This window comes from Haloprofundus halobius, assembly GCF_020097835.1.
GTDB classification, from domain to species: Archaea; Halobacteriota; Halobacteria; order Halobacteriales; family Haloferacaceae; genus Haloprofundus; species Haloprofundus halobius.
In genome coordinates this window covers 734,666-758,920 of record NZ_CP083666.1, presented here as the reverse complement: position 1 = coordinate 758,920, position 24,255 = coordinate 734,666, and the positions used below count along the sequence as shown (strand labels likewise).

Here is a 24,255-nt window from a genome sequence, read left to right as displayed (position 1 = left end):
AGTTCATTTCACCGGAAACGAGGTGTGTCCCGAGAGTGATGCCACTCCCGAATCTGCGGTGTCGCACTCGGGGAGACGACTTCGTGCCGAGATGCGCGTCCGGTCTCGGCACGCCGAGAACGACGGGTCCGATCCGAACGGAACCGGTCGCCGTATTAAACAGTTTCTCTTTCGTGACCGTCCGAACCCGGCGGCCCGGCGAGCGTCAGAAACCGGCGACCTCCGCCCGGACGGACAGTCTCTTGCCCGTCGGTCCCCGAACGTCGGTGTGTCCCGGTACCGAGACATTGGGCTGTTTCTCCTCCTGTCGTCGCTGTGGGGCGGGTCGTTCGTCGCCATCGAAGTCGGCCTGCGCGAGCTACCGCCCGTGCTGTTCGCAGCGTTGCGCTTCGACGTCGCAGCGCTGTTGCTGCTCGGCTATGCCGCGCTCCGCGTCGCCGACCCGGTTCCGCGGACGCGCGGCGATTTCGTCGCCATCGGCGCCAGCGCGGTGTTCATCGTCGCCGCCAACAACGCGTTGCTGTTCGTCGGCCAGACGCAGACGAGCGGGAGCATCGCCTCCATCGTCTACAGTCTCAACCCGATTCTGACGACGGCGTTCGCGGCGTTGCTCGTCGGCGGGGTCGGCCTCGACACGAGGGGGTACGTCGGCGTCCTCCTCGGTCTCGTCGGCGTCGCCGTCGTCGCCGGGCCCGACCCGGCGGTGATTTCGGGCGGACTCTCCGGCGACGCGCTCGGCGTCGCCATCGTCTTCTGTGCCGCCGTCGCCGTCTCGTTCGGGAGCGTTCTCGTCCGCCGCGCGGGCGCACAGACGCCGAGCGTCGCGGTCACCGCGTGGTCGATGGCGCTCGGGGCGGTCGTCATCCACGCCGGGAGTCTCGTCGCCGAGGGCGTTCCCTCGCCGTCGTTCTCGGGCGACACCGTCGTCGCGCTCCTGTTTCTCGGCGTCTTCGCCAGCGCGCTGGCGTACTCCATCTACTTCGACCTGCTCGACCGACAGGGACCGTTTCAGGCGAACCTCGTCGCCTACGTCGTTCCGGTGGTGGCGACGCTGCTCGGGTGGGCGATCCTGAGCGAGCGAGTCACGGCGATGACCGTCGGCGGGTTTCTGCTCGTCTTCGTCGGGTTCGCGCTGGTAAAGTACGAGACGCTGGCCGCCGAACTCTCGAAGCTTCGGGCGGGCGCTCGGGCGGTCACCGGGTCGTTTCGCTGACTGAACGAGGTGCGCTACCGCTCAGGCGTCGATGTCGTCGAGGATGGCCTCGGCGTGGCCTTCGGGGGAGACGCCCTCGTAGGCGCGTTGGATGGCCCCCTCTGGGCCGATGACGTACGTGTTGCGGAAGACGCCGTCGAAGGTGTTCCCGAACATGTTCTTCTCGCCGTAAGAGTCGTACGCGGCGGCGACCTCTCCGGATTCGTCCGAGAGCAGTTTGAACGGAAGGTCGTACTCCTCGGCGAACGAGTCGAGGTCGCTCACCGGGTCGTCGCTGACGCCGAGAACGTGGATGCCGCGCTCCTCGAACGCCTCGATGCTGTCTCTGAACCCGCAGGCTTCGGTCGTACAGCCGGGCGTGTCCGCCCGCGGGTAGAAGTAGAGCACCACTCGGTCGCCTGCAAACTGCGAGAGCGAGACAGTCTCGCCGTGCTGGTCGGGCAGTTCGAAGTCGGGGGCGTCGTCGCCGACTGAGAGCATGGTCGATTCTGGGAGTGCGCGTAAAAACCGTTTGTGGCTTCGGTCGCGTCAGTTCGGGCGACCGGCGTAGTCTGGTCGCTCGACTTAGTCCAACCGCTCGGCGGCGTCGCGGGCCAACAGCGGTTCGGCGTTCGTCGTCGGCAGCGTCACAACGTCCTCGGCGGCGAGGTCGTACTCGCGCTCGTCGACGCCGAAGATGGTGCCGACGTCGTGCGTGATTCGCACCGTAGTTCGTTCGATATCGCCCTCCGCGGCGTCGTCGCTCGGTGAGTCAGCCGACGTCTCGCCGCCCGCCTCCGGGTCCGGCGTGTCCGGCGGAACCGGCTGTGAGGACGTATCGGCCGTCCCGCTCGTCCCGCCCGTTTCAGACTCGATAGGTGTCGACTCCGCGTCGGGCGCGGGCGTGTCCGGCGACGGTGACGAGGTGTCGACGTCTTCGGAGCCGTCCGCCCCCGTTCGGTCGCCCATCGCGTCGGCGAGGACGTCGCCGCTGTCGGCGCCGGGTGACTCGCGAGCGTCGGAGACCACGTCGGGCGTCGCGTCCGCGACGGGGTCGGCACCGGTTGCGTCGCCGGCGTCGGTCGCGGCCGTCGCGGAGTCTGCGGTCTCCGACCGGCCGGCGTCGCGCTCGGGGGTTCGTCTCCCCGAGAGGATGTCGAGCACCGTCGACTTGTTGCGGTCGATTCGCGCCACGAGATCGTCGAACAGCGCGCGCTCCTCGCTCGTGAAGCCGTCCTCGTCGACTGGCATGTCGGCGGCGGCGAAACTGGCGAGTTTGACGACCTTGCCGACGCGACGCTCGTACACCGCCTCGATGACCTCCTCGGCGGTCTCGATCTCGTCGGTGAGTCGGCCGACCTCGGGCGACGAGAAGGGGTCGTCGACCTCGTCGGCGACGCACTTGCGTTCGGCTTTCAGTCCGGCGATGTACTCCGCGACGTCGGCGTAGAAGCTGTCACGAAGCTGCTGGAGGCCGTCCTTCCGGCGCTCTTTCGACTGGACCGTTCTGAGTTCGTCTAAGTTCATTCTCTGGCTTTCTCCGCCGCCCCGCGCGTCATCAGGAAGACGCCGATACTCTCTTCGACCGTATTCTCTCCCGCTGATAGCTTAGTCGTTTCCCCGCCGAGTTCGACGGTCACCGGCGCGTCCAGTTCGACGACGATGTCGCGTCGCGTGAAGCGCTCCGGAACCGCGTCCCGCAGCGGTTCGAAGGTCTGTATCTCGTCGCGGTCCAGGCGTGTCACGACGAGCGACGACCCTCCGTGGAGGCTCCCCGGCAGGCGGATGAGCCGCCGCACGTCGGTCGTCACTGGCTCGTCGATGGGCGCGGTCTGGTCGGCGACGACACGCTCGCCGATGGTCTCGACGAGCAGGCGCAGGCCGGGGCCGCCGGCTTCGACGTTGCCCTCGCGAATCGCGTCGGGGTTGCGCCGGAGCGCGCCGAGAATCGTCTTCGCTCGTCCCTCGCCGATGCCGTCGAACTCCTGTAACCGGTCGTTAGCGTCCTCGTCGTCCATCGATTCGAGTTCCTCGACGAACGAGAGCAACGCCACGTGGGTCCGTTTGCCCCACCCGCCCTCGGTTCGAAGGACGCGGCGGGTCGTCCCGTGCTCGCTGCGCGTCGTGACGAGGCCGTCGGCGTCGAGGTCGATGGCACGGACGTAGTCGACGATTTCGCGGCGCGCTTCGCTGTCGAGTCCGCGAACGGAGTCGTCGCGGACGTGGACGTGGTAGCCGCGGCCGCCGGAGAAGACGACTTCCAGCTCCGAGAACGCGAAGTCGTCTTCGAGAAACGTCAGCAGTCGAAGCAGCGCGTCCTTACACGCCGCGAGCATCTCGCCGTAACTCGTCGCGGCCGGGTCGACGCCGGGGAGGTGGTCGGCGTCGAGGTCGAACACGAGGTCCGCGCCGCGCCAGCCTTTCTCGTCCATCTCGTTCGCGCCGGGGTCGGCGTAGCGCGCCGCCGAGAAGTAGACGTGTCGCGGCGACTCGCGGGCGAGAAAACCACCGAGGTCGCCGACGTCGAGCAGCGACTGGTGGCGAACCATCGTCGTTCCGCCGGCGGTCCACGGGATGTGTCCCCACTCGCGCTCGTCGGCCGCGGGCGGCAGCGTGAGGTCCGCGCTCCGGTAGTAGTCGCCGAAGCGGCCCCGAAGATACTCTCGTGTTCGACCGTTCATCGCGTCACCATCGTTGCGAGGGGGGCGATAAAGTCGTTGTCGTTGCGGGCGAGGTGAGTGTCGTCGACGCGTGAGTGACGGGAGCGATAGTCGTACTCGGCGGGATTCTCTCCCCTCTCGACCCGGTTTTCGCTCCGGCGACTAACCCACGTAGTTTTTAATACCCCGGTGTGTAGCCTCCACTACCAACAGCCCGCGGGTAAGTGTGGACGCGACGCGCGGCGGTGCCGTGCGCGAGCCGAGACGGTCGGGGCGACCACACGCGGGGACCAGCGACCGACGCGCTGCAAGACGCCGGGGCCGGTGGCCCCCTACGCCCTCGGATTTACGTGAGCAACCGCAGCCACACGACGTGGCATTTCAATGCTCTGATAAACCATGGAAATCGAAATCGCAACCATCGGCGGCTACGAAGAAGTCGGTCGGCAGATGACTGCCGTCCGCGCCGGTAGCGACGTCGTCGTCTTCGACATGGGTCTGAACCTCTCGCAGGTTCTCATCCACGACAACGTCGAGACCGAGAAGATGCACAGCCTGGACCTCATCGACATGGGGGCCATCCCGGACGACCGCGTGATGAGTGACCTCGAAGGCGACGTGAAGGCCATCGTGCCGACGCACGGCCACCTCGACCACATCGGCGCCATCTCGAAACTGGCCCACCGCTACGACGCGCCCATCGTCGCCAGCCCGTTCACGATCGAACTGGTGAAACAGCAGGTCCAGGGCGAGAACAAGTTCAACGTCAACAACGACCTCGTGAAGATGAGCGCCGGTGAGACGATGTCCATCGGCGACTCCGGACAGGTCGAACTGGAGTTCGTCAACGTCACGCACTCCATCATCGACGCCATCAACCCGGTCATCCACACGCCCGAGGGCGCTATCGTCTACGGCCTCGACAAGCGGATGGACCACACGCCGGTCATCGGCGACCCCATCGACATGAAGCGCTTCCGCGAGATCGGCCGCGAGGGCAACGGCGTCCTCTGCTACATCGAGGACTGCACGAACGCCGGTCGGAAGGGCCGCACGCCCTCCGAATCCGTCGCGCGACGCCACCTCAAAGACGTGATGACCTCCGTCGAGGACTACGACGGCGGCATCGTCGCGACGACGTTCTCCAGCCACATCGCTCGTGTCACGAGTCTCGTCGAGTTCGCCAAGGACATCGGCCGCCAGCCGGTGCTGCTGGGCCGCTCGATGGAGAAGTACTCCGGCACCGCAGAACGGCTGAACTTCGTCGACTTCCCGGACGACCTCGGGATGTACGGCCACCGAAAGTCGGTCGACCGCACGTTCAAGCGCATTATGAAGGAGGGCAAGGAGAACTTCCTGCCCATCGTCACGGGTCACCAGGGCGAACCGCGCGCGATGCTCACCCGGATGGGCCGCGGCGAGACGCCGTACGAACTCGACGACGGCGACAAGGTCATCTTCTCGGCCCGCGTGATTCCGGAGCCGACCAACGAGGGCCAGCGCTACCAGTCCGAGCGCCTCCTAAAGATGCAGGGCGCGCGTATCTACGACGATATCCACGTCTCCGGCCACCTCCGCGAGGAGGGCCACTACACCATGCTCGACGCGCTGCAGCCCCAGCACGTCATTCCGGCCCACCAGAACCTGAAAGGGTTCGCGCCGTACGTCAGTCTCTGCGAGTCGCAGGGCTACACGCTCGGTCGGGACGTACACGTGACGAGCAACGGGAACATGATTCAGCTGGTCCAGTGATGTCATCGAACGCGACAGAGGAGCGGGTACTGGCCGCCGTCGGCGAGCGCCGCGAACTCGTCAACGAGGCCATCGACGAGGAGGTACCTATGGCCGAACCCGAACGGCTCTACGAGGCCACTCGCTACCTCCTGGAAGCGGGCGGCAAGCGCCTCCGACCCGCTGTCGCGCTGCTCGCCGCCGAAGCGCTCGCAGACGTGCCGCCGCTGTCGACGGAGTACCGCGAGTTCCCGGCGCTCGACGAGGGCACCGTCGACGTGATGCGCGCAGCGGTCGGCCTCGAAGTCATCCAGTCGTTCACGCTCATCCACGACGACATCATGGACGACGACGACCTCCGTCGCGGCGTCCCGGCCGTCCACACGGCGTACGACACGGAGACGGCCATCCTCGCCGGCGACACGCTCTACTCGAAAGCGTTCGAACTCATGACCGACACGGGTGCGGCGCCCGATCGAGGCCTCGAAGCGACCCGACTGCTCGCGACGACCTGTACGCGAATCTGCGAAGGGCAGGCGCTCGACGTCTCCTTCGAGCGCCGCGACGACATCCTCCCCGACGAGTATCTGGAGATGATCGAGTACAAGACGGCGGTGCTGTACGGGGCGTCGGCGTCGACGCCCGCCGTGTTGATGGGTGCCGACGAGGAGGTCGTCGACGCGCTCTACCAGTACGGCATCGACGCTGGCTGCGCGTTCCAAATTCAGGACGACGTGTTGGATCTCACCGTTCCCTCCGAGGACCTCGGCAAACAGCGCGGCTCCGACCTCGTCGAGGAGAAGGAGACGCTCATCACGCTCCACGCGCGTCAGCACGGCGTCGACATCGGCGAACTCGTCGACACGACGTCGCTGGACGAAGTGACCGAAGCGGACATCGACGCAGCCGTCACGGAACTCGAAGCCGTCGGCAGCATCAAGTACGCTCGCGAGATGGCCGAAGACCTCGTCGAACAGAGTAAAGAGCGACTGTCGGTGCTGCCGAACAACGAGGCGCGCGGCCTCCTCGAAGACATCGCCGACTACCTCATCACGCGCGGCTACTGAGAGGCTACTGCTCTCGGTTCGACGGGGTTCGCGCGCCCGTCAACCGAACTGCAGCATCAACCAGACGTTGTACCCGGTGAGTCCCGCACCAGTCGCCGCGAGGACAGCCGGGAGGACGTACGGGATCACCGGGTCGCCGACGCGCGCGGAGTACTGACTGGTGACGAGACAGAGGCCGAAGACAGCGAGTTTGAGACCCACCAATCCGGCGAATCCGAACGACGAGATGCTCGCCGCCATCACCGGGTTCCCCTCGACGACGCCGGAGGCGAAGGCGACGACGGCGATGGTCGTCACTACGTCGCCGACGCCGTAGCCCGCAGTCGCCGCGATCCACGCCCAGTAGAAGCGTCGCTCGGTGACCGACGTCCCGTCGAGCGAGAGCCACGACCGAGCGTTCACGGCGGAGCCTCACTCGGGGCTATATATAGGCTTGTCGCTATCGCTGAGTGTCACGTTCGCTGATTGTTGTTCGCCGTCGGCGCTGCGGGCAATCCACGGCTGTTTTTACCGGCCGGACGAAACTCGCGGGTAATGGACGAGGACCTTCGAGCGCGCGTCGAGGCGGAAGCCGAGAAGCACGCGCTGTTCAACGCGGTGAAGTACGAGAGCGACGCCGACGTCGGCGCGGTGATGGGGCCGCTCATGGGCGAGAACCCCGAGTTCCGGCCACACGGTGGTGAGATTCCGGGCATCGTCGGCGGCGTCGTCGCCGACGTCAACGCGATGGACCACGCCGAGCGACGCGAGCGACTGGGCGAACTCGCGCCCGACCTGCTCGACGAACTCGACAGCGAGGACGAGGAGGACGAGCAGGTGCTCTCGGACCTGCCGAACGTCGACGCGTACGACGAGGTGCGGATGCGCGCCGCGCCGAACCCGAACGGTCCGTGGCACATCGGTCACGCGCGGATGCCTGCGGTCATCGGGACGTACAAGGAGATGTACGACGGGTCGTTCGTCGTCCGCTTCGACGACACCGACCCCGAGACGAAGCGACCCGACCTGGACGCTTACGACGCCATCCTCGACGACGTCGAGTACCTCGGCTTCGAACCGGACGAGGTGCTCCGGGCGTCGGACCGCCTCGAACTCTACTACGACCACGCCCGCGAACTCATCGAGAAGGGGGGCGCGTACACCTGCTCCTGCTCGGGGGAGGCGTTCTCGGAGCTGAAGAACGCGGGCGAAGCCTGTCCGCATCGCGACAAAGACCCGGAGACGACGCTCCGGGAGTTCGAGGCGCTGGTCGACGGCGAGTACAACTCGGGCGAGATGGTGCTTCGCGTGAAGACCGACATCGAGCACAAGAACCCGGCGCTCCGAGACTTCGTCGCCTTCCGCGTCATCGACACGCCGCACCCGCGCGAGGAGGCCAAGGAGTACCGCCTCTGGCCGATGCTCGACTTCCAGTCCGGCGTCGACGACCATCTGACGGGCGTCACGCATATCATCCGCGGCATCGACCTGCAGGACTCGGCGAAACGCCAGCGCTTCGTCTACGACTACTTCGACTGGGAGTACCCCGAGGTCGTCCACTGGGGCCACGTCCAGATAGACGAGTACGGCGTCAAGATGTCCACCTCGACCCTCAAGCGACTCATCGAGGAGGGCGAACTCGACGGCTGGGACGACCCGCGCGCGCCCACCATCAAGAGCCTCCGCCGGCGGGGCATCCGCGGCGAGGCCATCGTCGAGTCGATGGTCGGCCTCGGCACGTCGACGAGCAACGTCGACCTGGCGATGAGCACCGTCTACGCGAACAATCGCGAGCTGGTCGACGACGAGGCCCCGCGGTACTTCCTCGTTCGCGACGGCGTCGAGCTTTCACTCTCTGGCGGTCCGGACGCGGGTCACCCGCCGCTGCACCCCGACCACGAAGAGCGCGGCCGGCGGACTCTTCCGGCCGGAGACGCGGTGCTCGTCGAGAAATCTGATCGCCCGGAAAACGGCGAGCGCGTCTGGCTGAAAGGCTACGGCTGTGTTCGCTACGTGGACGACACGCTGGAGTACGTCGGCGACGACATCGACGTCGTCCGCAACGAGGGCGTCGACGTGATTCACTGGGTCCCGGCCGACCAGAACGTCTCGGTGACGATGCGAACGATGGACGGCGACGTGACGGGTCGCGCCGAACCCGATCTCGCGGACACCGCCGTCGACGACGTGGTGCAGTTCGAGCGCGTCGGCTTCGCTCGCGTCGACTCGCAGGACGACGGCGAGGCGGTGACGTACTTCAGCCACGACTGAGCGCAGGGAGAGAAGGCGAACAGGCGACACGACCGATACCGACTCCGAGACGCTGTGTCGCACAACCGCGGGACGACCCGCAGTCAGGGTTAGCTCACACCGGTCGCTGGTTCCGTTTTGGTACTTGAACGCTCGCATCGATGGGCGGCGGAAGCTCAGAGAAACACGACGAGGACAAACGCGACGAGCATCAACGACGTCAACACGACCTGCACGGCTGCCGATGCTAACACGCCGACCGTCGCGAACAGCGCCGTTTTGAAGCTCGCGTTCGCGTCCTGGTTTCTGTAAAATTCGAGCGCGAAGACAGTCCCGGCGACGCCGAGGAGGATGCCCGGTGGTCCGGCGACGAAGAACGCGAGAAAGCCGACGACGGCCGCGGCGAGCGTCGTACGCGTCGACGCGCCGCCGTAGCGAGCGGCGATGGGTCCGGCGAAGTAGTCGAGAATCATCGCGGTGAGGCCCACGAGGGTGAGACCGGCGACCGCCAACAGACCCGGTTCGCCGAAGTCCGTCGACCACCAGTAGAGGTAGACGCCCGCAAGCGACGTGAGCGCGCCGGGAAGCAGCGGCGCGACGCTTCCGACGACGCCGAGAACGAGGAGTAAGAGCGCAATGAGCGTCGTGACATCAGCCATACGCGAGCGACGAGCTATCGACGGAAATAGCTCACGCCGACCCGCTCGCGGACACGAACTTCCGGTCCCTATCCGCTCACAGATACGCCTTCGTTCGCACTTTCGCTCGCGTGGACGCGTCCACTCATACCTTTAACTATCCCGGGGATGTGGTTCGAGTTAGCAATGCCCATTGACCCAAACTTCGAGGCGAACCGAGAGCAAGTCGGCGAAGAGAACGGCGTCGCTGTCTGGGGACCGGTCGACCCGCCCGAGCAACTCGGCATCCACGGCACGCACGTCGCCGTCGACTTCGACATCTGCCTCGCCGACGGGGCGTGTTTGGAAGACTGCCCGGTGGACGTGTTCACGTGGGTCGACTCGCCCGACCACCCCGAGAGTGAGATCAAGGCCGAACCGACGTACGAGGACCAGTGCATCGACTGTATGCTCTGCGTCGACGTCTGTCCGGTCGACGCCATCGACGTCGATCCCGGACGGGCGGGACGCATCTGACGTCGAATCCGCTCGTTTCGACCATCGCGGCGGCGAGGTCACCGTCCCCCCGCTGACTCGACCGGTGTCGAACGCCGCTCGATACGGTGTGTAGCCGTAGGTCACTCGATCCGACGGTCGCGCGGAACTGTACTAAAAGATTATTACGAACAGCCGTCACTCAATAACGTGAGACGATACCTATGGACACACTCGTACTGACGAAAGGCGTTCCGGACTTCCGCGAGGGACAGGTCTCGTTCGACGAGGACGGCCACCTCGAACGGGGGAAGACGCCGACGGTGATGAACCCGAACGATAGACACGCGCTCGAAATCGCGCTACAGATGCGCGTTCGACACGGAGGGCGTGTGAGCGTGATGAGTATGGGGCCGCCGGGGTACAAGGACGTGCTCCGCGAAGCGATGGAGTCGGTGTACGCCGACGACCTCTATCTCGTCTCGGATCGCGAACTCGCCGCCTCGGACACGTGGGCGACGGCGATCACGCTGAGCACCGGTATCGAGAAGCTCGGTCGGCCGGACCTGGTGTTCGCGGGCTTCAAGACGGCCGACGGCGAGACGGGTCACACTGGGCTGCAGACGTGCTGGGGGCTGGACATGCCGATCATCACGCACGTTATCGCGCTGGACGTCGACGAAGACGCCGAGACTGTCCGCGCCAAACGGCTGGTCGAGGGAGATATCGAGGAGATAGAGACGGTCGAGACGTCCCTGCCGGCGTTCGTCGTCGCCGATCCGGAGTTCGAGCCCTCCTATCGGACTGCGACTCACCGACTGACGCTGAAGGAGCTCCGAGAGCGGACGCGACGCCGCGCCGAGGCGTTCGAGGATCACCTCACGGTGTGGGACCACGTCGACCTGAACCTCGACCCCGACTACATCGGCCTCGACGGGTCGCCGACCATCGTCTCGTCGGTAGACCCGATCCCGAAGGCGCCCGCCGAGCGCGAGGCGACGATGATCGACCCGACGGACGAAGCGGAGATGACCGAGGTACTCGACGCGATGAGGCCGCTCGCGGCGGGAGGTGACTGACCGTGGCCGACCTCGATCCGAGCGAGTACGAGGTGTCCGAACTCGGGCCCGCGATCAAGGAGATCGAGGACGTCGCGGCGCTGAAGGCAATCCTCGGCGCCGAGGAGTCGGGAGAGAGCCGTCCGGCGGCGATAACGCTGATCGAGAGCCGAATCGAGAAGTACGAAGGCCCCGAGGACGAGGTGGACACCGACGACGTCGATCTCGCAGAGATGAGCACGGCGGACGTCGGCAACGCCCTCCAGGGTATCGACGAGGTCGAGAGACTCGAGGCGCTTCTGGACGCGGAGGAAGGCGGCGAGGATCGAGACAGCGTCAAGCGGCTGATCCAAAGCCGGATAGACTCGGTGGCCGGCAGCGACGAGGGGGATACCGAAGCGGCGCAAGCCGACGAGGAGTCGATGTCGCCGGAGGAGCGCCACCCCGATCTCGACCACCCGACGGCGGACAAAAAGCACGTCCGCGCGCTGGAGAACGGCGTCTACCGCGACGTGTGGGTGTACTGCGAAACGCAGGCGGGTTCCCTCATCGACGTCTCGCGAGAGATGCTCGGGAAGGCCCGTCAGCTGATGGACGAGTACAACGACGCGTACGACGAGAACGAGCGCGTCGTCGGCGTTCTCATCGGCGACGACGCGGCGACGCACGCCGACGAGGTGATCGCCTGCGGCGCGGATCTGGTAGTGTACCACGAGGACGAGCGACTCGAGCGCTTCCTACACAAACCGTACACCGAGATCTTCTGTCAGATGGCGAGAGCCGGCTCGGACAAGTACGACGATGCGGACGAGGTCGACTGGAAGGAGTACGACAAGCCGCGCTATGTACTGTTTCCGGCGACCAACAACGGTCGCGACCTCTCGGCGCAGGTACAGGCAGCGCTCGACTCCGGCCTCGCGAGCGACTGCTCCGGGCTGTACATCGAGGACACGGTGATCTCGAATCCGGTGAAGACGGGCGCGCCCGGCGAGAAGAAGACGTTCGAGCGTGTGCTGCACATGAAGCGACCGGACTTCAGCGGCTTCGAGTACTCGACTATTCTCTGTCTGGACAACCCGAACCGCGAGTTCCACCCGCAGGGGGCGTCGGTGATTCCGGGCAGCTTCGAGGTGCCGGAGCCGGACGCCGATCGCGAGGGCGAAACCGTCGAGCACGACGCCACCCTCGACGACGATTGGTTCCGCGTCGAGGTAACCGATTACGACCGGCTGGAGGCGGGCGTCGATCTCTCCGGCCACGAGAGTATCGTCGCCGTTGGTCGCGGTATCGGCGCCGATCCCACCCGTGGGGTGGAGCTAGCGGTCGAACTCGCCGAGGCGTTCGAGGACGCCGACGTCGGCGTCTCTCGCGGCATCGTCACCGGCTCGTATCAGTTCGACGGCCACGTGGAGAAGTACACTCGTGAGGAGCGGCAGATCGGCGAAACCGGACAGGTGGTCGCGCCGAAGCTGTACATCGCGGCGGGAATCTCCGGCGCGGTTCAGCACAAGGTCGGGATGGACGAGTCCGAGACGATCGTCGCGATCAACACCGATCCCGAGGCACGCATCCGGGACTTCTCGGATTACTTCATCGAGGGTGACCTCTTCGAGGTGCTGCCGCAGCTGACGGCGGCGCTGAAGGAGGGTCAGCTGGACTTCGAGGCCGCGGCGGACGGCGGCGGTCGGCCCGACGCGACGGCGCAGGGAGGTGAGGCCGATGAGTGACGAGTACGAACACTTCGAGGCGATCGTCGTCGGGGCAGGGCCCGGCGGGGCCGCGGCGGCGGCGGCGCTCGCGGAGTACGGCGTCGAGACGCTGGTGCTCGAGCGGGGCGTCGAAGCCGGCTCGAAGAACGTCTCCGGCGGGCTGATCTACGCGGAGGAGTCCGCGCCGTACACCGTCGACCAGCTCTTCGAAGGCTTCCGCGAGGAGGCCTCGGAGCGGCCGATCACGGAGTACTACCTCCACAACGTGGCCGGAAATCAGGTCAAGACGTTCGACGTCACCCGGCTCCACGAACACGACACGGCGTGGTCCGACGCGGTGCTGCGTCGGAAGATGGACTCGTGGCTCGCCGAACGGGTCCACGAGAAGACGAGCGAGGTGGGTGGCGGCCTCCTGACGGACGTGCGGGTCAACGGACTACTCAGAGACGACGGCGAGATCGTCGGCGTCACCTGCGACGAACTCGACCCCATCACCGCGGACGTGATCATCGCCGCCGACGGAGTCAACAGCGAACTCGCCCGCGACGCGAGGCTGATGGACTGGGAGCGCCCGGATGAGTGGTTCCAGGGCGTCAAGGCCGTGGTGGACGTGCCCGCAGATGCCATCGCCGATCGGTTCGGCGTCGACGACGACGAAGGAGCAGCGCATCTGTTCTCGGGCGACCTGTTCGAGGGGGTCCGCGGCGGCGGCTTCCTCTACACCAACGAGGACTCGCTGTCGATCGGGACCGTCTTCCACCTCGACAGCCTCGTTGCAGAGCGCGCCGAGCCCCACGAACTGCTCGACGCCCTGTTGACGCACCCGTTCCTCGCAGAGTGGCTCGGCGACGAGTACCACGAGCGCGAGTACGCGGCGAAACTCGTCCCGGACTCGAAGAAGGCAGCCATCCCGTCGCCGCACCGAGGACGACTCCTGCTCGTCGGCGACGCGGCCGGACAGATGCAGGCGCAGGGTCCGATCATCAAGGGGATGAACCACGCGGTGACAGCGGGTGCGCTCGCGGCGGAGGCGTACGCCCAGTCGAAGGCGCGCGGGTCGACAGAGCGGGCGGGCGAGCGATACGCCGAAAAACTGCGCGGCGAGGGCGTGATGAAGAAACTCCGCCCGGCCCGGTACCGGGCCGTTAGCGCGCTCGGCGAGCGTGACGCCGTGACGGGGGTAGTCGACTCGGTGCTGCAGTCGGCTGTCGGTCGGGCCGGGCTTCGCGCAGTCGGCGACCGACTCGGCCGGCTGTACGGCTCGCCGTTTCTCGCGATGGCGGTACCTGACACGCGGACGCCGTACGTCACGCTCCCGACAGTCATCGCAGAGGAGCTCGGAGACCGCGTCGACGACGGCGAGGGCGCGGTCGAGCCACCGAGTCTCGAGGAGCGCATCGGGGCGCTGACGTACGATACGGACGTCGGCAACCCGCACATCGCGCTCGTCGACAGTTCCTACGAGGCCAGCGGTGCGGCGGTGACGGCCTGTCCGGTCAGCGCCCGCGGCTTCGGCGGCGGCTGCTACCGCGAGGAGACGATCCGCACCAACGGCGACGAAGAGCGCGTCGTGAGCCTCGACACGCAGCCGTGCGTCGAGTGTGGGACGTGCGCTATCGTCGCCGACACGGAGTGGCAGCACCCCCGCGGGGGGAAGGGGGTGGAGTTCAAGCAAGGGTGAGCGCCGAGATGGCTCGCTCGACGTACTGGCCGCGGATCCGCGAACTCGCCGCCGAAGCGCGGCGCGAGCGGGAGGTGTTCGACCCGCCGACCGATCCTCCTGACGAGGAGCGGGCCGCGTCGTACGTCCGGTCCGGCGTCGGCCCAGTCGTCGCGACGTACGTGGAGGCGCGGACTGCCGACCGCGACGTTGCGTTGTCCGCCGAGGAACACCGCCTGCTCGAGCGGGCGCTGAACGACTGGCTGTCGCTGTACGCGGAGTGCTACGGCGTCGACTTCGACGCGGCGTTCACCGTCCGCGAGACCGCCGAACTTCTCGTCCAGACCCACAACCTCCGCGACTCCGTGCAGCTCCTGACGTGCGTTCCCCCGCGCTGACCGACGCGGGCCGCACAGTCCGTCGAACTGACCGGAGAGGACAGTACGCTCCGTCGCACAGAATCCATCATAAAAAACAATTAAGTAGTGACGCATGGTACCACAAGTCATGGAGCTCACGGAGTCGTTGACGTTCAATCACAAGGACCGCCGAGACATCTACAACTACGTCGAGCGGCACGGAACGGTCCGCGAGGACGAGGTTCGACGGGCGCTGAACCTCGACCCCACCGCGCTCGGCCACCACGTGGCGGTGCTTCGCCGCGACGGCTACGTCCGGAAGGAGGGCGATACGCTCGAAATCGCCTATCAGGAGGCGGACGCCGAGCAACACGAGGTCGACGATATCGACTTCACCATCAGGACGGCGAGTCAGAAGGACCTCTCGGGGCTCATCGGGGTGATTCGCACCGTCGCCAAGGAGGGGTCGTACATCGAAGCCGAGACGGTCGCGGCCATGATCAACCACGAGGAGGTAGTGCTCCGACACAACGAGGTCCGCTCGCGGATGTTCTTCGTCGCCACCGTGAACGACGACGTGATCGGCTGGGTCCACCTCGATCTCCCGGAGGCGGAGAAACTGAGTCACACCGCAGTACTGACCGTCGGACTCATCCCCGAGTACCGAGGCCACGGCATCGGTAGCACGCTGTTGGATCGGGGCGTCGAGTGGGCCCGTAAGCGCGGATTCGAGAAGCTGTACAACAGCGTGCCGGCGACGAACGAGAACGCCATCGAGTTCCTCGAGGCACACGGCTGGGCGACGGAGGCGGTCCGGCGCGATCACTACCTGATCGAGGGCGAGTACGTCGACGAGGTGATGATGGCCGTCGACCTCCGATGAGTCGATGGCGTAGGCCCCGTACCTGTTCTCATCGCCAGTTCTCCTCGGCTCCCTCGAGCGGCTCCGCGACGACGCCGTCCGCTTGAACCTGCACTCGGGCGTGCGCCGTACAGACGTCTCTATCGTCGGTCCACGGGATGAACAGGCGAACGGCCGCCGGTCGCTCACACCCTTCCTCGGCGCACGGGTCCATGCGTAGTGATACCACGCGAGGATTAATCTTCGTACCGTTCGCGCTCTTCGAGAGCCACCGCGTCACCGTACCGATCGACGAGCGGCCGGTACGCCGCGCCGAGTGCCCGCATGCACTGTCCGGTCGACACGTAATCGAGCACTTCGGCCGCTTCGGGCCACGGACGAGCCTGGAGCACTTTGCGGACAAGGAGTCGTTCCTCGCGAGCGGAGAGGTCCGCCCCGCCGTCGATGAGGTGCGCTAGTGCGAGACGCCGAAACGCTTCGGGTGCAGCGACGTAGAGGCCGGGGCCGTACGACGCCCCGACGACGACACGCCACTCGTGCTCGGAGAGCGTCGGGTCGACTGGGGCATCGGTCGCACGGAGCGTCGCGCGAACCACGTCCGGGTCCGCATCCCGAAGCGGGTCCGAGAGGACGCCGATTGCCCTGTCTCGGAACCACCGCGAGTGCCGGTCGGCGAGTGCGCTCCCCGACTCCGAGAGCGGGTTCAGCATCACCGCGGAGTACTCGCCGCTGGTGTCGTTGCGCGTCGTCGAGAGGTGAACGGTCCCGTACCCGTTCTCGCGCCAGAAGGAGAGCAGTTCGGGCGTCGCCCCGTAGCCGACGCCGAGCCAATCGACTTCGCTGGAGACCTCTTCTCGAACCTCGGTGAGCAGTCGAGAGCCGAGGCCGCGCGACCGGACGGCGTGGTGCGTCGCGATGCGGAGTACCCGATAGCCGACTGGCGATGCAGCGGTCTCGTCCCGAAGCTGGCTCGTCAACACGTCTGGAATCATGTTCCCGGCGACGCGCTGGCCTTCGTACATCTCGCGCCGTGTCGACTCCGAGAGCCCGCCCTCGCGAGCCAGCAGCGCGACGGAGACGACGTGGCCGTCGTGAAGCAACGCCCGGACGGAGAGGTTCGGCGCGTCGAGCAACCGCGCGAGGTCGTTCGGCTCTGTTCGGTAGTGCGCGAGCACGAGGAGGCCGAACACCTGCCGAAGCAGGTGCTCGTCGGCGAGCAGGTCGTCGGCGTCGAACCCGTGGTACTCGACCGATTCGGGCGTCGCGTCTTCGACGAGTTGGTCGACCGGCGGGCGGGCGTCGAGCAACAGTACCCGGAAGGCCCATATTTCGAGTAGGTCACCCGCAGCGTAGCGAATTGGGTCGGTGAGGGTCACGTCCGAAACCTCGAACTCGCTCTCGTCGAGTCGGTCGCGAAAGCGGACCGAGAAACCGCGGCCCGCGCCCTCGTAGCCGCGAACGGTCGTGAAGAAGCCGACGGCGGGTGCGTTGAGGAACGCCGAGAGACGGCGAACGGGGAACGCCGCCGCCTCGTCGACGAGCACGACGTCGGGGCTGTCGCCCTCGTCGGAGGCTCCGAGGCGTTCGACGGCGTCGACGGGAGGGACGAACCGAACTCGCCCGCCGGCCGTCGTCTCGATTCGGCGCTCGTCCCCGCCGTCGTCGACTCGGCATTCCATCGATTCGACGACGGCGGCGGCGCGGACGAACACCTCGCGGGCGCTCCGGAACGCCGGAGCGGTGACGAGCACGTGCTTTCCTTCTGCGGCGAGCGCACCTGCGGCGATACCCGCGGCGCTGGACTTTCCTCGACCTCTGTCGGCTTCGACGACGACGGCGTGGCCGGGGTCGCCGAGCGCTTCGAGCGTGTGGACGGCGTCGGCTTGGTCCGCGGTGAGACAGGCGTCGTACGCCGCTTCAGGGAGCCTTGCAGTCTCGGGGCGCGTCGGCGGGTCGTGCGGCCGCGCGGGCCACGGGTCGGTGAGGCCATCGCGTTCGATGCTCCCCGAATCGACGTCGACGATTGCGACCCCCGGATGCTCGTGGAGCGTCTCGACGAGTCGCGTTCGGAATCGCGTCCCCACGTCGTCGAGGCCGAACGGCGGCACGGCGAGGTGGTCGTCGAACCACTCGCGTCGGTCGGGCCACTCCGAGAGCGGCGGCGTCAGGAGGAGAAGGAGACCGCCGCCGTCGACGGCACCGACGACCTGTCCGAGCGCGTTCGGCGAGAACTTCTCGTGGGCGTCGAAGACGACGGCTTTGCGGGTTCGCCCGAGGAGGTTCGCGGCGTGGTTCGGCGCGTAACGCTCGAACCGGAAGCCTTCGCGCGAGGTGACGATGGTCACGTCGTCGTCGGCCACATTAGCGGCGTCGAGCGCGGTGTAGGCGGCGTCGATGCCGGCGTCGCGGTCGCCAGCGAACACGAGCAGTCGGCGTTCGTTCGCGCGCTCGGCCTCGGCGCGGAGGCGGTCGGCGAGGGCGGCCACGTCCATCGTCCGTACTGGTCGCTTGTGGGTAATGGCGATTTCGTCTGAACGGCGGTAGTTTAGACCCGTTCGCCACCCTCTCGATTCGTGTCAAACAGTTTGCTCACTCATTTCTGAAAACCGCCATGCGCAGGCGTACCACGCACTGTACGCTTTGAAAGCGCTTTTATGGGGTGCTACGTTACAGGAGTGTACAACCTGTTCGAGGTTGATGAAGCTCCACTCCATCAGGGACCGACCATCTGGTGTGGGGCGCGAGCCTACGAACAGGGAGGTGAACAACCAATGCCAGTTTACGTTGATTACGAAGTTCCGGCCGACCTCGCCGAGCGCGCTCTCGAAGCGCTCGAGGTCGCCCGAGACACCGGTACGGTAAAGAAGGGAACCAACGAGACGACCAAAGCCATCGAGCGCGGCAACGCCGACCTCGTCTACGTCGCCGAAGACGTCTCCCCCGAGGAGATCGTCATGCACCTGCCCGAACTCGCGGACGAGAAGGGCATCGCGTACATCTTCGTCGGGACGCAGGACGACATCGGCCACGCCGCCGGCCTCGAAGTCGGCAGCGCCGCCGCCGCCATCGTCGACGCCGGCGAGGCCGACGAGGACGTCGAAGACATCGCCTCGAAGGTCGAGGACCTGCAGTAAGCGACCATGAGCGCAGAAGAGAGTACCAACGACTCTACCTCGGCTGAGGTCATCGAGATCGTTGGCAAGACCGGGATGCACGGCGAGGCCATGCAGGTCAAATGCCGCATCCGCGAAGGCTCTAACCAGGGCCGCATCATCACGCGAAACGTGTTGGGTCCCGTCCGGGAGGGCGACGTGCTCCAACTCCGCGAGACCCAGCGTGACGCGGACTCCATCGGAGGTCAGTAAGCCAATGCCACAGAATCGAGACTGCGACTACTGCGGCGCCGACATCGAACCCGGCACGGGCACGATGTTCGTCCGCACCGACGGCACCGTCATCCACTACTGCTCCTCGAAGTGCGAGAAGAACGCCGACCTCGGCCGTGAATCTCGCGACCTCGAGTGGACCGAAGCGGGCGGCGCGGGCGGAGGCTCCAACCAGTGAGCCACCACGACGAGCGCACGTTCGTGATGGTCAAGCCCGACGGCGTCCAGCGCGGCCTCATCGGCGACATCGTCTCCCGATTCGAAGACCGCGGTCTGAAGCTTGTCGGCGCGAAGTTCATGCAGATCGACGAAGACCTCGCCCACGAACACTACGGCGAACACGAGGGCAAGCCGTTCTTCGACGGTCTCGTCGACTTCATCACCTCTGGCCCCGTCTTCGCGATGGTCTGGCAGGGCGCGGACGCGACCCGTCAGGTCCGCCGCATGATGGGCGAGACCGACCCCGCCGACTCCACGCCGGGCACCATCCGCGGTGACTTCGGCCTCGACCTCGGCCGGAACGTCATCCACGGCTCCGACCACGAGGACGAGGGCGCGAACGAACGCGAAATCGGCCTGTTCTTCGACGACGACGAACTGCTCGACTACGAGCGCGTCGACGAACAGTGGCTCTACGAAGACGAAGATCACTAGGCCGCTAACTCTCGCGTTTTCTCGCGTTTTCTCGCTCTCCAGTCGCCGAGCGACCGCTGTTCGCTCTCCGCTCCTCTTCCGTCGCATTCGTGGAACGCTCGCGAATCCGAGAGAGTTCAATCGCGGCGCGCAAAGCGATATGCGCCCGGCCGTCGTCTCTCGGTACGAGTACGCGGCGGCCCCGCTCCGTCGCCGGAAGGTCACCATGGTCGATATCTCACAACTGTTCGTCCTCTTCGCGATACTGCTGACCGTCGTCGTCGTCGGATACGTCTTCGTCGCACTGACAGGGGCATTGCTTCTCGCCCGAATCGCGAGCGCGCTCACCGCGAAAACGGCGACGGTGTTCCCCGACGACCGAAGCCTCGTCGACGTCGAACGACACCTCGAAGCGCTCGCGCTCGAACGTCACGTCGACACCGGCGTCGTCCGCGCCGTCGACCCCGAACGACGCCGACCCGGACGCGGCCCGGCGGCGTACGCCAGAGATCCCGTCGACGGCGTTCGCGTCGACGTGGCGATTCCGACGCCCGCCCACCCTGTCGTCAGCGAGTGGTTCCCGCTCCCGGAGCGACTCGACGGACGTTCGCGCCTCGAAGCCGTCCTTCGGCGGTACGACGTTCCGCCGGGGAACCTCTCGGAACTGCTCGGCACGGAGGTGCCGGTCCGAAGGGCGACGAGCGGCGAGTGGGTCGTCGACTGGGGGCCGACGCCCTCGGAAGTCGTCGCGCGGGCGCTCATCCGCGACGGCGTCCGTTGGGCCGTCATCCGACGTAAACGTCGACGCCAGCGAGAATCGAACCGCTGAGCGTCAGTAACCGGACGACCGGGCTCTGACGCCGCTCCGCGTGGACGACGGCGACGACTACGACTCCAGCGGTCGCTCGGTGCCCCGGACGCTGTCGACGACGACGTCGCCGTCCTCGCGCTCGGCGAGCCAGAACAGTTTGTAGGCGTCGTCGACGCGGTCGAACTCGATGTCGGGCGCGCGGCTGAGCGAGAACTTCCGGAGCGTCCACTTGAACGCGGCCTCGCGCGCCTTCTCGTCGCAGTCGTCCGGAGAGAGCTCCGAAGGGAGCACGAGAACGTCGGCCACCGTCCGCGTCTCCACCTCGGGGAACTCGTCGGCGCGTAGCGCCACGCGACGCGACCGGTCGACGCTTGCGGTCACCGTCGCGATTCGGTCACCGAGGAACGGACGCGTCATCGTGACGCGCGCCTCGTAGACGCGGTAGGGGTACGCGACGACGCCGACGCGGCCCTCGGACTCGACCGATTCCCGTGCGACCGCCGGTGCGACGACCGGCAGCTCGACGCGTTCGTGTCGACCGTCGATGCGCTCGTCACGTCGTCTCACAGCTCCGTCTCCTCCATCGACGGCGTCGTCCGGAGCGGGCGCGGCGTCGACCATCTCACTCCCCCGTCCGCTCGTCCGCCGCGCCGTCGCGCCAGTAGCCCGAGGCGGCGACGTGCGCGCGGATGTTGTCGGCCTCGGTGACGGCTTTCGGCCGGTCGCGACCGCCGTCGGTCACGTAGTCGGGCGTCCCGCCGCGCTGGCGGTCGGAGACGACCGCCGACAGCGGCTTCTCGAACACGTCGAAGTCGTCGTCGACGCCCTCGGGCGGCCGGGTGAGAAGCGAGACGACGATCAGCGTGAGCACCGAGAGGACGAACGCCGGGAACAGTCCGTAGACGCCGACGAGTCCCGAGAGGAACGGCGACGCCTCGGCGGACGGCATCGCGTTCATCATCCCGAGGATGGTCTCCAGTTGCGTCCAGCCGATCATCGTCACCGCGCCGACGACCATGCTGGCGACGGAGCCCTCGGCGGTGACGCGCTTCCACCAGAGCGCGGCGATGACCGTCGGTCCGATTGCCGCGCCCAACCCGCCCCACGCGTAGTCGAGCACGAGCGTGTAGATGGGCGTGCCGGAGGCGGCGAACGCGAAGGCGACGCTCGCGCCGCCGAGGACGAACGTGACGATGCGGGAGTACCGAACGAGCTGCTCCTCGGTGGCGTCCTCGTTGAAGAAGCCGTGGTAGACGTCCTCGACGACGGCGCTGGTCGCGACGAGCAACTGAGAGTCGGCGCTCGACATCATCGCCGCGAGCGCGGCCGCGAGGACGATGCCGGCGACGACGCCCGGCAGCAGTTCGAGCGTCAGCCGCGGCATCGCGTTGTCGATGTCGGTGACGCCGCCCTGTCCGAAGACGGCGAGCGCGTAGAGACCGACCAGCGCCGCGCCGATGTACGCGACGAACATGAACAGCTGCGCGACGAGCGCCGCGGTTCGGATGTTCTTCACGCGGTCGATGCCCATGAACCGCACCATAATGTGCGGGTTCCCGGGGACGCCCAGCCCGATGGCGGCGTAGCTGATGATGCCGAACAGCGCCGCCCAGCCGGTCATCCCGGCGGTGATACTCGTGAACGACGAGCCCGCGGTCGCGGCAACCTCCTCGAACGGGAGTCCGTAGTTGGCGAACGCGACGACCGGGAGGATGATGAACGCGATGAGGATGATAGCCCCCTGGAAGTAGTCGGACCACGCGACGGCGAAGTAGCCGCCGAGGAACGTGTAGCCGATGACGATGACGCCGCCGACGAGGATGCCGACGACGGTGTCGACGCCGGTGAGCACCTCCAGAAGCGTCCCGGCGGCGACGATCTGCGCGCCGACGTAGCCGCCCTCGAACAGCATGAGGACGACCGAGGAGACGCCCTTGACCATCCCGGTGTCGTCGCCGAGCCGATACTCGAAGAACGTCGGTAGCGTGACCGCCCGGACGATTTCGGTGTACTTGCGGAGTCGCTTCGCGATGCCGGCCCACGCGAACAGGTCGGCCGGAATCATCCCCAGCCCGTTGAGAAACGCCATGATACCGGTCGAGTACGCGTCGCCGGGGACGCCGAGCGTGAGCCACCCGCTCATCTCGGAGGCACGCTCGGAAAAGCCCGTGACGACGGGGCCGATGCGGCGGCCGCCGATGACGTAGTCGCCGACGGTGTCCATGAATCGGGAGGTGTAGAGGCCGATGCCGATCAGTATCAGCAGGTACGCCGCGAAGGTGACGAGCACCCACGTGCCCGCCGTTCCGGCGATACCGTCGGCCTGCAGGACGGCCGTGACGCCGTCGGGGTTCGGGAGCGCCGCCGCGAGGACATCAGCTTGCACGGTTGCCCTCCGACTCGTACCGTTCGCGGAGCCGTCGCTCGCGACGCCCTTCGAGGACGTAGTAACCGATCAACATCACGAAGAACACGACGAACGGCCCGACCAATCCAATCCAGTCGAGTGTGCTCATTGCTGACATACGTGGTGTGTTGTCCGACGAGGGTCAAAAATTTACGTGTCGGTCGTGCCGTCGCCGTCAGGGGGCCGACCCGCCGCGTCCGCCTCACTCCGACACGCTCTTGCGACGGCCGGACGCCGACTCGACATGGACGACCGCCTCGCCGCCAACCGCGACTACTGGGACGAACTGGCCGCCCTCCACCCGAAAACGGAGTTCTACGACGTGCAGAACTTTCTCGGCGGTGAGTCGACGCTCATGGACCTCGAACGCGACGAACTCGGCGACGTGCGCGGCGAGCGTCTGCTCCACCTCCAGTGTCATTTCGGACTCGACACGCTCTCGTGGGCGCGCGAAGGTGCGCAGGCAACCGGCGTCGACTTCTCGCAGACGGCGGTCGAGACCGCCCGCGAACTGCGCGACGAGGTCGGCATCGACCCCGAACGCGCTCGGTTCGTCGAGAGCGACGTGTACGAGTTGGACCTCGACGAGCGGTTCGACACCGTGTTTACTTCCTACGGCGTACTCGCGTGGTTGTCGGATCTCGACGGTTGGGCGTCGGTGATCGACCGTCACCTGAGACCGGGCGGGCGGTTCTACGTCGCCGAGATTCACCCCTTCGGCGCGGTGTTCGGCGACGTGGTTCGCGCCGAGGTCGGCGAGGCGGACGGCGACCCCGCCGAGTACGCGGGCACGTTCGCGTGGCCCTACGATAGCGACGGGGCGCTGTCGGTCCCCGTCGAGGAGGGTTCGTACGCCGGCGACATCGACACTAACGTCGAGACGGTCAACGAGTGGTCGCACGGACTCGGCGGCATCGTCACCGCGCTCTCCGAAGTCGGACTTCGGATCGAGTATCTCCACGAGTTCGAGAGAGCCTGCTATCAGCAGTACCCCTCGATGGTCGAAGGCGACGACGGCTGGTGGCGGTTCGAAGACGGCGCCCCCGACGTACCGTTGACGTTCTCGGTGCTGGCGACGAAACCGACGTAGGCGACAGGTGGCTCCCGTCGCCACGACGAACGTTTTTGCCGCTGCTCGTGGCACCCATCCTGCATGACACTCAGCGCACGCACCCGACTCTCGGGGACGATCGAGTATCTCGAAATCGGCGAGAACACCGCGGAAGTAGAACTCGAACTCGAGGACGGACAGACTGTGACGTCGGTCATCACCGCGAACTCGGCGGAACGCCTCGACCTCTCGGAGGGTGACGCCGTCGACGCCGTCGTGAAGGCGACGGACGTGATGGTAGACGGTTAGCGGCGGTCCGAGGCCGTCG

General features: G+C 66.6%; 27 protein-coding genes. 17 read left to right on the top strand and 10 right to left on the bottom strand.

The features are described 5' to 3' along the window. Positions 1-268 precede the first annotated feature (268 nt). Positions 269-1,213: a DMT family transporter gene (locus tag LAQ74_RS04075; RefSeq protein WP_224335337.1), complete on the top strand. Its 945-nt coding sequence runs from the start codon at positions 269-271 to the stop codon at positions 1,211-1,213. A gap of 21 nt (positions 1,214-1,234) precedes the next feature. On the opposite strand, the gene bcp is transcribed toward LAQ74_RS04075, so the two are convergent. From bcp to priS, 3 genes are all read right to left on the bottom strand, one after another. Beyond that, on the bottom strand, positions 1,235-1,693 hold the full coding sequence (gene bcp, locus LAQ74_RS04070; RefSeq protein ID WP_224335335.1) for a thioredoxin-dependent thiol peroxidase: 459 nt from the start codon (positions 1,691-1,693) through the stop codon (positions 1,235-1,237). Positions 1,694-1,777: 84 nt separating this feature from the next. Further along, positions 1,778-2,719 carry a DNA replication complex subunit Gins51 gene (locus tag LAQ74_RS04065; protein WP_224335333.1) on the bottom strand — a complete coding sequence of 314 codons (942 nt, stop codon included), beginning with the start codon at positions 2,717-2,719 and terminating at the stop codon, positions 1,778-1,780. Next, entirely contained in the window at positions 2,716-3,873 is a 1,158-nt protein-coding gene (gene priS, locus LAQ74_RS04060) for a DNA primase small subunit PriS (protein WP_224335332.1), read from the bottom strand. The genes LAQ74_RS04065 and priS overlap by 4 nt, the downstream gene beginning before the upstream one ends. Positions 3,874-4,251: 378 nt before the next feature. Between priS and LAQ74_RS04055 the strand changes: the two genes are divergently transcribed. Together LAQ74_RS04055 and idsA3 are read left to right on the top strand one after the other, a co-directional pair. Next, positions 4,252-5,604: a ribonuclease J gene (locus LAQ74_RS04055; RefSeq protein WP_224335331.1), complete on the top strand. Its 1,353-nt coding sequence runs from the start codon at positions 4,252-4,254 to the stop codon at positions 5,602-5,604. Then, positions 5,604-6,650 (top strand): geranylfarnesyl diphosphate synthase, encoded by a 1,047-nt coding sequence (gene idsA3 / locus LAQ74_RS04050; RefSeq protein ID WP_224335330.1) that lies wholly within the window; start codon positions 5,604-5,606, stop codon positions 6,648-6,650. Before LAQ74_RS04055 ends, idsA3 begins: the two co-directional genes overlap by 1 nt. Positions 6,651-6,689: 39 nt before the next feature. Here idsA3 and LAQ74_RS04045 read toward each other — a convergent pair whose 3' ends face one another. Then, positions 6,690-7,052, bottom strand: a complete 363-nt coding sequence (locus LAQ74_RS04045) for a DUF5658 family protein (protein WP_224335329.1) — start codon at positions 7,050-7,052, stop codon at positions 6,690-6,692. A 132-nt stretch (positions 7,053-7,184) separates the two neighbouring features. Between LAQ74_RS04045 and LAQ74_RS04040 the strand changes: the two genes are divergently transcribed. After that, positions 7,185-8,900 (top strand): glutamate--tRNA ligase, encoded by a 1,716-nt coding sequence (locus tag LAQ74_RS04040; RefSeq protein ID WP_224335328.1) that lies wholly within the window; start codon positions 7,185-7,187, stop codon positions 8,898-8,900. A gap of 155 nt (positions 8,901-9,055) precedes the next feature. On the opposite strand, the gene LAQ74_RS04035 is transcribed toward LAQ74_RS04040, so the two are convergent. Continuing rightward, complete coding sequence (locus LAQ74_RS04035) at positions 9,056-9,538, bottom strand: DUF456 domain-containing protein (RefSeq protein WP_224335327.1); 483 nt, start codon at positions 9,536-9,538, stop codon at positions 9,056-9,058. A gap of 165 nt (positions 9,539-9,703) precedes the next feature. Here LAQ74_RS04035 and LAQ74_RS04030 point away from each other — a divergent pair, with 165 nt between their 5' ends. From LAQ74_RS04030 to LAQ74_RS04005, 6 genes are all read left to right on the top strand, one after another. Next, positions 9,704-10,033: a 4Fe-4S dicluster domain-containing protein gene (locus LAQ74_RS04030; protein WP_224335326.1), complete on the top strand. Its 330-nt coding sequence runs from the start codon at positions 9,704-9,706 to the stop codon at positions 10,031-10,033. A 182-nt stretch (positions 10,034-10,215) separates the two neighbouring features. Next, the gene (locus tag LAQ74_RS04025; protein ID WP_224335324.1) at positions 10,216-11,070 is read left to right on the top strand and encodes an electron transfer flavoprotein subunit beta/FixA family protein; all 855 of its coding nucleotides are present in this window, start codon (positions 10,216-10,218) and stop codon (positions 11,068-11,070) included. Positions 11,071-11,072: 2 nt separating this feature from the next. Then, positions 11,073-12,776 (top strand): electron transfer flavoprotein subunit alpha/FixB family protein, encoded by a 1,704-nt coding sequence (locus LAQ74_RS04020; protein ID WP_224335322.1) that lies wholly within the window; start codon positions 11,073-11,075, stop codon positions 12,774-12,776. After that, positions 12,769-14,439 carry an FAD-dependent monooxygenase gene (locus LAQ74_RS04015; RefSeq protein ID WP_224335320.1) on the top strand — a complete coding sequence of 557 codons (1,671 nt, stop codon included), beginning with the start codon at positions 12,769-12,771 and terminating at the stop codon, positions 14,437-14,439. Before LAQ74_RS04020 ends, LAQ74_RS04015 begins: the two co-directional genes overlap by 8 nt. Beyond that, positions 14,436-14,816, top strand: a complete 381-nt coding sequence (locus LAQ74_RS04010) for a DUF8055 family protein (RefSeq protein ID WP_224335318.1) — start codon at positions 14,436-14,438, stop codon at positions 14,814-14,816. The genes LAQ74_RS04015 and LAQ74_RS04010 overlap by 4 nt, the downstream gene beginning before the upstream one ends. Before the next feature lie 109 nt (positions 14,817-14,925). Then, positions 14,926-15,660, top strand: coding sequence for a GNAT family N-acetyltransferase (locus tag LAQ74_RS04005; RefSeq protein ID WP_224335317.1), 735 nt, complete (start codon positions 14,926-14,928; stop codon positions 15,658-15,660). 28 nt (positions 15,661-15,688) lie between these two features. Here the strand turns inward: LAQ74_RS04005 and LAQ74_RS04000 are convergent, their stop codons facing one another. Beyond that, a complete protein-coding gene (locus tag LAQ74_RS04000) occupies positions 15,689-15,853 on the bottom strand; it encodes a DUF8014 family protein (protein WP_224335313.1) in 165 nt (54 codons plus the stop codon). Positions 15,854-15,875: 22 nt separating this feature from the next. After that, positions 15,876-18,131: a tRNA(Met) cytidine acetyltransferase TmcA gene (gene tmcA / locus LAQ74_RS03995; RefSeq protein WP_224335312.1), complete on the bottom strand. Its 2,256-nt coding sequence runs from the start codon at positions 18,129-18,131 to the stop codon at positions 15,876-15,878. 279 nt (positions 18,132-18,410) lie between these two features. Between tmcA and rpl7ae the strand changes: the two genes are divergently transcribed. From rpl7ae to LAQ74_RS03970, 5 genes are all read left to right on the top strand, one after another. Continuing rightward, positions 18,411-18,773: a 50S ribosomal protein L7Ae gene (gene rpl7ae, locus LAQ74_RS03990; RefSeq protein ID WP_224335310.1), complete on the top strand. Its 363-nt coding sequence runs from the start codon at positions 18,411-18,413 to the stop codon at positions 18,771-18,773. A gap of 6 nt (positions 18,774-18,779) precedes the next feature. Next, complete coding sequence (locus LAQ74_RS03985; protein ID WP_058582947.1) at positions 18,780-19,004, top strand: 30S ribosomal protein S28e; 225 nt, start codon at positions 18,780-18,782, stop codon at positions 19,002-19,004. A 4-nt stretch (positions 19,005-19,008) separates the two neighbouring features. Then, positions 19,009-19,203 (top strand): 50S ribosomal protein L24e, encoded by a 195-nt coding sequence (locus tag LAQ74_RS03980; RefSeq protein WP_224335308.1) that lies wholly within the window; start codon positions 19,009-19,011, stop codon positions 19,201-19,203. Then, on the top strand, positions 19,200-19,679 hold the full coding sequence (ndk, locus tag LAQ74_RS03975) for a nucleoside-diphosphate kinase (RefSeq protein ID WP_224335306.1): 480 nt from the start codon (positions 19,200-19,202) through the stop codon (positions 19,677-19,679). The genes LAQ74_RS03980 and ndk overlap by 4 nt, the downstream gene beginning before the upstream one ends. A 139-nt stretch (positions 19,680-19,818) precedes the next feature. After that, a complete protein-coding gene (locus tag LAQ74_RS03970) occupies positions 19,819-20,487 on the top strand; it encodes a hypothetical protein (protein ID WP_224335305.1) in 669 nt (222 codons plus the stop codon). 57 nt (positions 20,488-20,544) lie between these two features. Here LAQ74_RS03970 and LAQ74_RS03965 read toward each other — a convergent pair whose 3' ends face one another. The 3 genes from LAQ74_RS03965 to LAQ74_RS03955 form a co-directional block, all read right to left on the bottom strand. Continuing rightward, complete coding sequence (locus LAQ74_RS03965) at positions 20,545-21,036, bottom strand: hypothetical protein (protein ID WP_224335303.1); 492 nt, start codon at positions 21,034-21,036, stop codon at positions 20,545-20,547. A gap of 55 nt (positions 21,037-21,091) precedes the next feature. Beyond that, positions 21,092-22,693, bottom strand: coding sequence for a sodium/proline symporter (locus LAQ74_RS03960; RefSeq protein ID WP_425498546.1), 1,602 nt, complete (start codon positions 22,691-22,693; stop codon positions 21,092-21,094). A gap of 151 nt (positions 22,694-22,844) precedes the next feature. Continuing rightward, on the bottom strand, positions 22,845-22,994 hold the full coding sequence (locus LAQ74_RS03955; protein ID WP_224335299.1) for a hypothetical protein: 150 nt from the start codon (positions 22,992-22,994) through the stop codon (positions 22,845-22,847). A 126-nt stretch (positions 22,995-23,120) separates the two neighbouring features. On the opposite strand from LAQ74_RS03955, the gene LAQ74_RS03950 reads away from it, so the two are divergent. Both LAQ74_RS03950 and LAQ74_RS03945 read left to right on the top strand, forming a co-directional pair. Continuing rightward, positions 23,121-23,966 carry a class I SAM-dependent methyltransferase gene (locus tag LAQ74_RS03950; protein ID WP_224335297.1) on the top strand — a complete coding sequence of 282 codons (846 nt, stop codon included), beginning with the start codon at positions 23,121-23,123 and terminating at the stop codon, positions 23,964-23,966. A gap of 63 nt (positions 23,967-24,029) precedes the next feature. Then, positions 24,030-24,236 (top strand): TOBE domain-containing protein, encoded by a 207-nt coding sequence (locus tag LAQ74_RS03945; protein WP_224335295.1) that lies wholly within the window; start codon positions 24,030-24,032, stop codon positions 24,234-24,236. The last annotated feature ends 19 nt before the right edge of the window (positions 24,237-24,255 follow it).